The 12,187-nt window shown below is 35.1% G+C and carries 11 protein-coding genes; all 11 read right to left on the bottom strand.

The features are described from left to right. Positions 1 to 88 precede the first annotated feature (88 nt). Positions 89 to 1,894: an alpha-1,3-galactosidase-related protein gene (locus GXM17_RS00250; protein ID WP_163397296.1), complete on the bottom strand. Its 1,806-nt coding sequence runs from the start codon at positions 1,892 to 1,894 to the stop codon at positions 89 to 91. Between the two features lie 59 nt (positions 1,895 to 1,953). Beyond that, positions 1,954 to 2,157 (bottom strand): sulfatase/phosphatase domain-containing protein, encoded by a 204-nt coding sequence (locus GXM17_RS21615; RefSeq protein ID WP_208796398.1) that lies wholly within the window; start codon positions 2,155 to 2,157, stop codon positions 1,954 to 1,956. Positions 2,158 to 2,238: 81 nt separating this feature from the next. Next, complete coding sequence (locus GXM17_RS21610) at positions 2,239 to 2,496, bottom strand: sulfatase/phosphatase domain-containing protein (protein WP_341872897.1); 258 nt, start codon at positions 2,494 to 2,496, stop codon at positions 2,239 to 2,241. Further along, a complete protein-coding gene (locus GXM17_RS21605; protein ID WP_208796396.1) occupies positions 2,460 to 3,392 on the bottom strand; it encodes a sulfatase-like hydrolase/transferase in 933 nt (310 codons plus the stop codon). Before GXM17_RS21605 ends, GXM17_RS21610 begins: the two co-directional genes overlap by 37 nt. A gap of 363 nt (positions 3,393 to 3,755) precedes the next feature. Continuing rightward, the gene (locus GXM17_RS00240; protein WP_163397295.1) at positions 3,756 to 4,085 is read right to left on the bottom strand and encodes a sialate O-acetylesterase; all 330 of its coding nucleotides are present in this window, start codon (positions 4,083 to 4,085) and stop codon (positions 3,756 to 3,758) included. Positions 4,086 to 4,125: 40 nt separating this feature from the next. Continuing rightward, the gene (locus GXM17_RS00235; protein WP_163397294.1) at positions 4,126 to 4,293 is read right to left on the bottom strand and encodes a hypothetical protein; all 168 of its coding nucleotides are present in this window, start codon (positions 4,291 to 4,293) and stop codon (positions 4,126 to 4,128) included. Between the two features lie 35 nt (positions 4,294 to 4,328). Continuing rightward, positions 4,329 to 4,628, bottom strand: coding sequence for a sialate O-acetylesterase (locus tag GXM17_RS00230; RefSeq protein ID WP_163397293.1), 300 nt, complete (start codon positions 4,626 to 4,628; stop codon positions 4,329 to 4,331). A 52-nt stretch (positions 4,629 to 4,680) separates the two neighbouring features. Continuing rightward, complete coding sequence (locus GXM17_RS00225; protein ID WP_163397292.1) at positions 4,681 to 5,970, bottom strand: glycoside hydrolase family protein; 1,290 nt, start codon at positions 5,968 to 5,970, stop codon at positions 4,681 to 4,683. Positions 5,971 to 5,981: 11 nt separating this feature from the next. Beyond that, complete coding sequence (locus GXM17_RS00220; RefSeq protein ID WP_163397291.1) at positions 5,982 to 7,550, bottom strand: sulfatase-like hydrolase/transferase; 1,569 nt, start codon at positions 7,548 to 7,550, stop codon at positions 5,982 to 5,984. Between the two features lie 186 nt (positions 7,551 to 7,736). Further along, positions 7,737 to 10,559 carry a PQQ-binding-like beta-propeller repeat protein gene (locus GXM17_RS00215; RefSeq protein ID WP_163397290.1) on the bottom strand — a complete coding sequence of 941 codons (2,823 nt, stop codon included), beginning with the start codon at positions 10,557 to 10,559 and terminating at the stop codon, positions 7,737 to 7,739. Between the two features lie 366 nt (positions 10,560 to 10,925). Beyond that, positions 10,926 to 11,927, bottom strand: a complete 1,002-nt coding sequence (locus GXM17_RS00210) for an IS110 family RNA-guided transposase (protein WP_163397289.1) — start codon at positions 11,925 to 11,927, stop codon at positions 10,926 to 10,928. Positions 11,928 to 12,187 lie beyond the last annotated feature (260 nt).

The raw sequence follows: 12,187 nt of genomic DNA, 5'->3' as shown, positions 1-12,187 counted from the left end.
TATTTTACTAAACGCTCTACGTCCCATCTACTTATAAATCATTATTTGACTATCAGCAGATAAAACCGATAAGTAGTGTCATTTCTTTTTAAAATCCTGTATTGTCTTTCACTTTTAAAGTTTGCTTCGATTTTGCATCAGCAACAACTGTTTTCATTGCATTACCAGTATAAGTGTTTTTAGCGATTTCTACGCTATTGCAGTTAATCAAATCAAATAGTGGTGCATCAGGATAAAGTTCTTTTGACTCCTTTGTTTTGGTAATTTTATTTCCGGTAATGGTTAAACCATCTACTCTATCGGCCCAAATGATGCGGTTTCCAAAAGTTTCAATGGTGTTGTTTTCAAAACGAATGTTGCGATCAAACAAGGCGGTCTCGTCAAAAATTTTCCCTAATCGTGGGGTTACATATAAAATAGCCGCTTCGCCTCCGCCATAAGCACAATGCACAAAGCGGTTGTTGCGAATGGTTACATCATTGACAGCACCCGATTCAAACCAAAAATAATTATCCCCACGCAACTGAATTGCCGACATCATGGAAGAAAAATCATTGTTTTCAATCACAATTTTCAACGGTGTTTTAACAATCACATTTCTGGCACGGTGGTCGTTAATGGTACAACCACGCATGGTAAACACAGGATTCCAAGTTTTATTTTCTAGATTATCTCCAATTTTTAAATTGCTTGGCAAATTGTTTTCAAAAGCAATTTGAATAAAATGATCGTTGATTACTTTGACATCAGCCACTTTATTAACCGATGCTCTATCAGGACTTGGTTGCTGAATGATCCACATTTCATCCCCTTTACCTGTAAATTCAAATCCCAATTGCTCAAAATGTTTAAACTCTACAATAACCGTTTTTGCATCTACAATTGTATTGATTTCGACATAAGTTCCGTGTACGTTAGTACCATCATCTAGCATGTGTTGGAACTTACAATTTTCAATCAAAATATCGCCTTTGCAATTGCTAAAATGAGTAGCATCAGCAATGGTTGAAACCAATCTATCAGAACCGGGACGAACAAAAATCCCACATTTTGAGATCACTATATCTTCTGATTTTTCGAATAAAAATCCCATTCCTAAAGCGTGGTGAATGGTAATTGCTTCGAAAAGGATCTTTTGCGAATTCATCGTTTGAAAAGCAGGTGCATAGCGATTTTGCTCGCTTTCTCCTTTGGAATTCAATATATCTCCCACTTGAGGCGTGTATCTTTTTAGTTTTTCATGAATTCGTAATATTCCATTAGGTCTTTTTTCTACCCATCGCGGACGACTACGAAGATCATAAGCGCCATGAGCCACACGTTTCAACTTTGGGTCGAAAGCTAAGGTGCTACCCATTTCGAAAAAAGAAAAGCCATCAATATCAGGAAATGAAATTTGCTCTCCTTCTAATTTCCAAGAAAATCCTTTGGTGAAAGGTCTCACTTCAATCCAATCTTCGGTTTTGTTAAGCGCCGTTACTTCACTTTGGAAAACAAAAGGTATATTCCAGTCGATAGTAAAATTATTGGCTGTTACTTTTTTACAATTTTTTATCTGAAAAGGGGCTACTTGACCATGAAAAATAAATTCGGCACCATTGCCTTCAATTTCAACTGAATCATAATTTTCCAACAGAAAAATGATTTTTTTAAGTCCGTTACCATGATTGGTAATATAACTGTATTGATTTTCAGCATAATCAGGTAGAAAAAGATATTTTCCTTTTTCGAAAACAATTTTTAAGTCTTTGTCAGTGTTTTTTTCAATAACTTTTCTAACAATGGTGGTCATATCACCCTCCTGATGTTTAATTTCGATTACCTCCTTAGCTTTAGATGTTGTCGGAATAAACAATACACCAATAGCAATTAGTTTTAAAAATAAATGATTCATTCTTTTTAATTATATATAGTCAATATTATAAATTCACACCTGTACCTTGAAAACTACTATCATGTTCCCATATAATAATCCAAGGATCTCTCGTTTTTTTTTTGAAATTCTTTTAAACTCTTTTTCATCACTTCCAAAGTAGCAGTATAATTTTTATCGGTCGCCAAATTTTTGGTCTCATCAGGGTCGTTTCTCAAATCAAACAATTCAAATTCTGGATGATGTAAGTAATCCTGAACGCTACGTTTTCCATACTTGTCCACTTTATTGCGATATACTTGTTGCCAAGTAGAGGAAGCCCATAAATCAGATGCAAAAGGATATTCTAACGGATAAGCGATATTCTAAATTAATTTATAATCACCCCTGCCTACCACACGCATTGGGTAATACATGGTAATTTCGTGAAAGGTATGCGAAGCATTAATTTCGTTCCAACCTTTAGGATTTTGCTCGTCAATTATGGAGTTAAAAGAACGACCATGAAACTTGGTTTCTCGAGCATCAACTCCCGCCATATCAAGAATAGTTGGTGTTAAATCTACCCAAGAAATCATTGCACTATTCACATTTCCTTTTTTCGATTTAAATGGGTCTTTAATGATGCAAGGCAGTTTAATCCCAGGTTCATACCGTTGTTTTTTGCCTCTGGGAACGCCATTCCGTTGTCTGAAATATAAAGCACAATGGTGTTTTTGTCTTTTCCTCTGGCTTTAAGCATTTCCATTAATTTTCCAAAACCTTGATCAATACGAGAGATACTTTGGTAATACTGCGCAATTTCTTCGCGTGATTGTTTTGTGTCTGGTAAAAAATATGGTACCATAACATCTTTTGGATCATAGACTGTCGTTTTTACTCCTGGAAATCCTTCGGGTTTGTTTCCAACACTATTGGGAGTATCCCACCTGCTTGGATCAGTTGATTTTTCACGGTGTGGATCATCCGTACAGAAATACAGAAAGAACGGCTTGTCTGATTTTAAAACATCGGCACATTTCTCTGCCATTTCGTATGTATTCCTTGGATTGGCCTTTAATTCTTCTTGAAAATGATATACTTTTTCAGGAGCAACATGGTATTTTCCAATTCTAGCTGTTAAATATCCGTTTTCTTCTAGTAAAACGGGCAATGATTTTACATCATCAAAAGTGCTAAAATGATGATACTCGTGTACATGACCGTAAGAGCCTGTCGCATGACCATATTTTCCAGATAAAATCACTGAGCGACTAGCAGCACTAGCGCTGGTACAATACGCATTAGTGAATCGAGTTCCTTCGGCTGCTAATTTGTCTAAATTTGGGGTTTGAATCACGAGGTTTCCATAACAACCTAACGCATCCATCCCGTGATCATCAGCCACAAAAAGAATGATATTCGGTTTTGATTTTCCGTTTTCATTTGGCTCTTTATTGTTTTTACAACCCGTAATTAACAATAAAAAAACAACCATTAACAATACGATTAAACAAGATATTTTTACGTAGTACTTCATTATATTTTGAATTAATTTGTCCAAAGTATTTAGCTGGATTAAGAATAGAGAAGAAAGCTAATTCAACTACTTTTGATTATTTTTTTTCATTGTTTTAATTCGTTATCTATAAAAAACAGCGGTGATTGCGCTCTATTATAAACAGAGTACTAAATTCATCAAATACTACTAAATCTATGTACCTGTCCGTTATTAATGTGTCTTTGACAGTTTTTATGTTGAAATACAACAACTATTTGCTCTTTTTGTTCAATCAATTAGGATTAATTCAATAGTTACAGTTTTTTACCTGAAGTAAAAAAAGAGCAAATGCCGCAGTAAAACTTCGGTATTTGCTCTTGTAATCCTAATTTTAATCAAAAATTATTGCGCTACATGAAGGTATGCATTCGCAAAAGCTGTACCTAGCCTTTTTTGTCCTTCAGCATTGTAGTGAACGTTATCAGCATCTTTTCTAAAATGATTCCAATCCACTGAAATGTCCGTTTTTACCATAACCGTATTTTTGACAGTGCTTGCAACATTTTCCATTTCGTTTCTGACAATTTGAACTCCTTCAGTATATTTTTTCCCTGGAGGACAATTTATTTGACCAAAAACAAATGGCAGGTTTGGAATTTTAAATTCTTTATGATATGAATCAATCAATATTTTCAAATTCTCTCCATAGGATTTTTGCGGTAAAATCATCATGGGTATCTTTTTCACCTTGCATCCAGAACATACCTATTATTTAGTACCGTTTTCCCTCATTCGTAAGACGCTCTAATTGTTGACGAATATAACTCAAATGTTCAGCATACAATTTAGCGCCTTGTCTTGCTTCACCTATTTCACTCGCTAAAGCTTTTTCTGTAGTCCAATTAGGACTCCAAGCGCCATAAAGTGAGGTGCCTCCCACGGCATGTTTGATAAACAGATACTGTTGAATTGGATTTATTCTGCTAGTTCCACACCCAAAAACAATTCAGGACCAAAATTTTTCACATGACTCTTCCCTTCAGCATAAGATAAGGGAGTGGGGTCGTTGTCCTTTATAGAAGCCAGAAGCCTATCTGCTATTTTATCAATTCTTTGTTTATCAGTGGTACTTAACGCTTCATATTGTCCATGACCAGCCATATTAGACTGACCACCAAGCAAAACCACTTGAATTAACTCTTTTGAATTGTGGGGATGCAAGGGGCTCACAACTAAACTGACAACTATCAATAAAGTATAAACACTTAACTTCATTTTATTACAATTAAAAAATTTATGACTAGCGGAATTACTTTTTCAGACAGTATTATTTATCTTTTGGTTTACGTAAAATCTTCTCTCTAAAGTCTGTTTTCCCTGTGATACTAATATGTTTCAAAGCTGGCAATTGCGGTTGATAGCATACAGCACTTGTATATATCGCAGCTACTGAAGGGCCTAACAGAGGTGCATTACTAGTAGGTAAACCTTGAGCATCAAATTCTACATTGACATCCGTATTGTCAATCTTAAAATTAGGTTTACTGTATAAGGTGTTCAATTCTGGATTTAGGTATTTCACATTTTTAAAAGGAAGTGTAGCCGTATCATCTGTAGCTACCATACTTATATTTTTAAATGACGAATTAGCAGCAAAAGTTCCAACTTGTTTTCTTTTTGATTCTTGAGCTACAAAACCTTCGACAATAAATGCGGTAAAAGCACTACCATAAGAAGTTGCTCCATCAACAGTAATTGTACCGTTTTCTACAGAATGTGGTTGTAATAGTACCGTAGCAAAACCAAATTTATTAGAAACATTCAGCATTCGAAGATCGGCTGTTCCTAAGTCGTATTTACGACCATTGTGCGATTCTATTCTACAGGTTACACCTCCTTCACAGCTTAAATTTCGCATGGTTATGTTCTGCCCCACGTTTAATTGTGCTAGTCCGTAACCAACCGATCCACCTGTCTGTCCAATGTTATTTAGCGTCACTTTTTCAGGTCTGTAGGCTGTGGTGGTTTTTCCTATTTGTACTGGATTAAATGCTATGGCCGCTCCTTTGGTTTGATTATCCTCAATCGTAAAGTTTTGGATTAAAACATTATATGCATATCCTATTTGCATCAGTCTGGTTACTTTTTTCCCATCTCTTTCTAAAATAAATTTAGGTCTAGTAGAAAGAGTTCCTGTACCAATAAATTTAACATTTTCTACTCTAGCTTGATTAGGCTCTTTTCCTATGTAGAATCCATCCTTACCTGCTGGAATTTTGACAACAACACCTGGGGCAAAATTCAAACGAATATTGGATGTAATGTTTACACTCTCAAAAATATAAGTTCCAGCAACTACATTTATTGTTCCTCCTTTTGACAGTCCATCAATTTCTTTATTCAAACGAGTTGTATCATCTTTCCCATTAATGTGACTAAAATTTTTTACTGGTCCAGGCGTAGTTTCGGAAATTGAACCTGCATCATTTGAATCAAACTTTGGTGGAAATAAATCCATATCTGAAACATCAACATACGGACTGCTTTTTAAATCTTGTGCTTTTGCACCAAAAAAAGAGAATACAGTTACAAAAATTACTATTGCTAAATTTTTCATCATTATTTGTTTTATTTCGAAATTAGTTCGTCTAGTTTTTTAGAAACACCCTCATTTTTATCTTTATTATTTTTCATATAACCTTTTAATTCCATTGCTAGTTTTTTAATTACTGCACTGTATTTTGAATCATTGATAAAGTTGATTCTTTCTGTTGGATCCGCTTTAATATCCAATAACCAAGGCACATCTTTTTGAGCAAGAACTAATTTGTATTGGTCTGTAACGGCTGCGTAGAAACCTAACTTTACAAAAGTCACATCATTCCAATTAACTGGTTTTTTATTCAACAAAGGCGTTAAATCACGTCCAGCGACCTTTGGGCAATCTACACCCAAAACTTTTAAGAAAGTGGGCATCCAGTCCGTTGTATTACCAGCTTCATTGATTACTTTTCCTCTTGGAATTAATGGCGATTTTCCTGTTGCTCCTTGCGCAACGATAAAAGGAATTTTAGACGAAGCTTCGTGAATGGTTCCTTTGTTTACACGTCCGTGTTCACCTAACAAATCTCCATGATCTGATGAAAAAACAATAATCGTATTCTCATAAACACCGTCGTCTTTTAGTTTTTGAACCAAACGTCCTAGATTATCATCGATCAATTTAACCATTCCGAAATACTGTTCGATTTCGTTTTTTAATTTGGTTTCATTTTTTGTTTTTGCATCTGGTTTTTGCCAAGAAGGTAGGTCTGGATTGGTTTTATTTTCGTACGCCGTTTTATAAGTCGCTGGCAATTGAGTTACTGTTCCTTTGTACATAGTATCATAAGGAGCACGCACTACATCAGGTGTATGAGGGTCTGGAATGCTTAAAACCAAATAAAATGGTTTGCTTTTATTGGTATCAATAAAATCCAAAGCTCGGTCCGTCAAAAAGTCGGTGGTGTGCTTTACATTCTTATACTTAGCATCTTCAAATAACGGTTGTCCGTATTTGTCTTTTCCAATTAATTTTACATTTTTACTTGCAAAATAAGGACTTCCATTGGCGTCAAGTCCTTTGTATTTCTCATGTCCACCATTGAACATAAATCTTTTATCTTGAAAACCATAAGTGTCCTCAGGAGCACCTACTGGATAAGGAGACCACCACTCATCATGGTCTTTATCTCCTGATGCATCTCTACTTTCAGCTAGGTGCCATTTGCCTGTATAACCAGTCATGTATCCTGCTTTTGATAAAACATCAGCAATAGTCGTTACATCTGGTTTTAAGTATTTCCCATCGCCATTAGTGTTTGAATTGTTTGGAATACCCAAGGTCACAGGATACATGCCTGTAAACATAGAACTACGCGAAGCCGAACATACAGGCGCACTGCAATACATGCGGTTAAAAATAGTTCCGTTCTTGGCCAAAGCATCCAAGTTAGGTGTGTCTGGAAAAGCTTTTGGCCCCCATAACAATGCTTGTTCTGGGGTCAATTGGTCTCTATAGGCACCGATGGTTCTAATATTATGTTCGTCAGTAATAATCCAAATCAAATTAGTCTTTTGATTTTTTTGGGCTTGTATATTGATATTAGAAAATAGAGTGACTAGCACTACTAAACCTAACATTAATGACTTTCTCATTTTTTATCTGTTTTATTTTTTCTTTCTTATGTTCTAAGAAATCGTTTTTAGTTTGCTAGTTAGACGCGTACATTGAGATAAGGTTTAATTAATCTTGTTTCAAAAAAATTCTTATCAGTAAAATCCAAATTAGAGTTAATTTGTACCTACAAGGTCAAAAAGACCTTGTAGAATGACAAAATTTATTTAAAAAGCTTTCTCTAATTCTACATCAATAAAACGGAAAGAACCTACGGGCACATCAATTTTTACCGAAGATGTGTTTTTAGAATCCCACTTTTCACCTGTCAAAACATCTGTGATTTTTACAGGTTTTACGCCATTGAAACTAATATTTGCTAGGCGTTCTGCAGGGTTAATGTATCCACTATCGATGATGGTTAGGCGTAAGTGTGCTGGAGCTGTTTGTGCTACAACCCAAGCAACTTCTCCTGAAACAGTGATAGGCAATAATTTTGCACTCTCATTGATGTCTTTTTCAATTCCTTTGTAATAGGTATTAGCTGGATATTTTTCTTTTCCATCAGCGGAGATGTAATCTTTACCGTCTGTGATGTATTCTTTGGTATTGTTTTTATAAAAAGGATGCAAATGATCGGTAAGTTTTCCTCTAGGTTCATCCGTTTTAGCCAAAGCTCCTTTTTGCGGAGGCACAATTAATACCAGACCGTTTTTGTATGGTGCCAAGAAATTCAAACGACGATCTGTTACTCCAGCCGCATATCTTGAAAAATCCCAAGGCGTAACTTGAGCTCCTGGCCAACATCCCGTCATTCTGCTGAAAACCGCTGGATTCTCGTCTTCATATTTTTTATCGAAGAATGTGGTGTATTTGTTATTTCCACCCTCTTGAATAAAATTCTCATTTGGTTCTATCATCGCTAAATGCACTGGCGAAAAGCTTAAAATCTCTTTACTTTGGGGCACATATAAAGCACCTTTGGCAATCAAATTCCAAAGTACACTCATATAATCTTGGTCAATAGGGAAATTATCTAAATAAGTAGCTCCATACGAAATATGATACACCAACATGCGTAAATAATGGTTTGGAATGGTTTGATACGACACCTGACGTTGGCGGTCAAAACTAGTGTTGTCTCTCACGGCACGTGATCCCCAACTGTTTGTAGCGCCACTCGTCCAAATTCCTAAACGACCCGAAAGACTTAATTCCATTATTTTATCAGTGGTTTCTTCCATTGAGGGTACAAAAACATCAGTATATTCTCCCGACATGAAATTTTTCCATTGGGGTTTGTAAATAGAACCTAGCCAAAAAATATTTTTGGTTCGTAAAAACAAATTAGTATTTTTTCCTTGCGAATATTTCGCCAAAGGATTAATTAAGTCATTCAATACAAATTGAAAATCATCTGTATGATCTTCCAATTCAGGATAAATCAATACTGTTTTTTTTCCTGCTGCAATATCAATTAATTTTTCGGTGGTTTGCAAACTGTAGAAATAAGGATCGTTTCCATGTCCGCCCCAAGTCGCTAAACCAGGACTATTTATGTACTCCTTACCCAAAATATCAAGTACTTCCTGTTGACTTAAATTGTATTTTTTTCTTCTATCACGTTTGTTGCGGTATTTTTCGTTGGTCATTGCATCTCTGTTCCAGCTCTCGGGAGATTGCACTTGCGTCATGTGTTTGCTGTTCAGAAAAACAGGACTACTAAAATTCTTTTTGATATTATCTGAAACTGAAATTGCCAAAGGTGTTTTGAAATTCTCAGACATGAAATAAACCGGCAAAGGTTTTCGCTCCCAAGCCAAAGGTTTGAACTTCTTGATGCTTTCTACAATAACTTCGGTGTTTTTTAGAATTGATTGTATTTTCCCTGGAGGGTTGATATTGATGTATTCTTTTTTCCAAATAGCCTCTTCGGTATCGATGATATGAATGCAACTCCCACCACTTTGATCGCTTGCCAAAATAATTTTGCCTGTAGAAGGATCTTTCCATACATCATTAAAAGCATGTTTGGACACCAAGGTCTCTGCTTTTTTCATATCCAAATTTGGGTTCACTAACAAGATGCGATCTCCCATTAAAACCAACAATTGACTATTCTTACCAGCACCTATTTTCTCTCCTTGAACAATTAAATAGCCGGTATCTAGGTCTTTTGATTTAATCTTAACCACTTTAGTATTTCCTGTTTTGGGGTCGTAAATCCCGTAACCCGTATCACTTGTATGAACAGAATTCCCTAAAAGAACTTCGTTTTCGCCATCTTCATTTAGATCCATTACTTTAAAATCTCCCATCGATCTTGGAACCGTTACTTTATCTTTGCGAAAAGGCTGGTCTTCCAATGGTTTGAATAAATAGATCGTACCAGAAGAACTCATGTGATTGTTGGTTCCTAAAATCGCTAAGACGTCACTCCCATCCGCTTGCGGAATAGAACGAATAAAATTTGGGGTATGTGTATTGTTTTCTGGAATTTTACCTTCTAGTTTCCCTGAGTTTTTCTCTATCGAATAGGTCTTTGATTTCAGTTGTTTTACTTCTTTTCCAGCTGCATTGAGGTAGTATATACTTTTATCGAATCCACCACAAACTACATAAGGCACTTTATCTTTTATGATGACGCAAACAGCGTACATAGGCGTATCGTCTTTCTTGAATTGCCATAACAATTTCCCGTCAGCACTTAAGCAATATAGTGTTCCATCCGAATTGGCGGCTAGAATTTCGTCTTTTCCATCGCCAGTAATGTCCTGACACCAGATGTCCTGATTCATAAAACCCGATAAGGCATTTTTCCAAAGAATCTTACCTTCATAGGAAATTCCTAAAAGCGTTCCTTCATAGCTACTTGCTACTACAAAAGATTTTTTCTTATCCAATGCTGTACGCACTTTGGTTATTGTGTATCCTGTTTCGATACTAAAAATTCCTTTGGACGGTGGAGTTTCATTTGCGTAAGAATTAATAGTACCCACAATCGTGATTCCAAAAAGGAGAAATGATAAAAAAATAAGTTTGATTTTCATTTGATTAAAGTTAAGTGCATATAACACTACTTCAAAAATATTTGAAAACTAGATGATTTTTGTATGTATCCGTTTTTATTATGTATCTGTTGATAATTTAGTGCAGACGAATCGTAAAAAAGCCATGACACGGTCTCATGGCTTTGCTTTTGAAATAGGTAATTACTCCTTTTTTGATGCTTGAATAAATGCAAAAAATGGACTCTTTAGCCCTGATTACTATGATATAAACAAGTTAAAGAACATTTTTTTTTTAAGTGCAAATTAGTTTTATTTTAAGACACGTCAAGTCAGCGGAAAAGAATTCCACAAAAGTTTTTTTATGTCTTACTTTAGTTTTTCTTATCCGTTGGTATCAATGGTTATCTATGCTGATTTTCTAACCTCAAATGTTTTATTATCTCTAATACAGGCACATATACGATGTACTATTTTATTTCTGACATTGTTAATTACGAGCATTTTATTTTTTTCTTCTTGTACTTTTCTTTTAAAATATTCTTTCATTTCTGGGTCGTGATTAACTGCCGACAAGGCACACATATGTAATTGTTTTTTAAGCTTTTTGTTAGCCATATGATGAACTTTCGGTCTTAGCCTTATGCTTTTGCCTGAAGTATGTTCAAAAGGCACGACTCCTGCGTAACAAGCCAATTGTCTTGGCGTTGAATAGGTTGTGAATTCATTTGTAAAACAGATTAGATATAGAGTAGTTACTTTACCAACTCCAGGAACTGAAATGGCTTGTGAATAAATTTTGCTTAAGTTTTCATCTTCTTTTATAAACAAATCTAATTGTTTTTCTATTTGCTTTAAATCAGAAGTAATTCCTTTTATGGTTTGCTTTTGAAATTTATCAGAAAGTTTAGATACTTCCGGGTCTAACGATTTCATTTCTTTTGAATTGCGTATCAAAGAAGCTTTGGTAAGAATTAGTTTTTCCCTTAATGACATTAGATTTCTGATCTTTTCAACAGTTCGGCTGGGAGCTTTATAAATGATAGCTTCCTGCTGATTTTTCATTGCATAAACCGCAATTCTTTCTGCATCAATTTTATCATTTTTTCCTCTTTGAAGTCCCATACTCCTAATGATTTTCAAAGACATTTCTACCCAAAGAGAATAATTGAAACCCATTAAATATTTAATGATTAATTTTCCATACATACCCGTATGTTCTAAGCAAACTAGAGTTTGCTGATTTGTAGCGCCTTGCTTTTTAAGCCATTGATTTAATGTTTTTACTCCTTTGGAATCATTTGCAAATTGATTGTGAATTGGTTTTTCTTTTGCTCCATTCAGAATTAAAACTGCATCAAAATATTCCTTGGATACATCGATGCCTAGAAAATGTTTAAATTTGTTCATAAGAAAATGTTTTAAAAATTAGCAACCAACTATTGAATACATTCATATCCTTGATAATAGGCATTAAATCCTTAATTACTATTCTGAAGCTTATTCAATAAAACTGACAAAGTCCTAATCAGGGCATAAGTAGCAAACTTTGATAGAAGAGAAGGTTCACTTTGTCAGTTTGGTTGTTGATTAAAATTACTTTAAATCTTCCTAACAAATCTAAAGGATAGAAGCGGCATCCTTGTGGCGGCGGGCATTTATGCCGCCAC

Origin of the sequence: Flavobacterium fluviatile (assembly GCF_010645065.1) — a bacterium.
Taxonomy (GTDB): domain Bacteria; phylum Bacteroidota; class Bacteroidia; order Flavobacteriales; family Flavobacteriaceae; genus Flavobacterium; species Flavobacterium fluviatile.
This window is presented reverse-complemented; position numbering and strand designations above follow the sequence as displayed.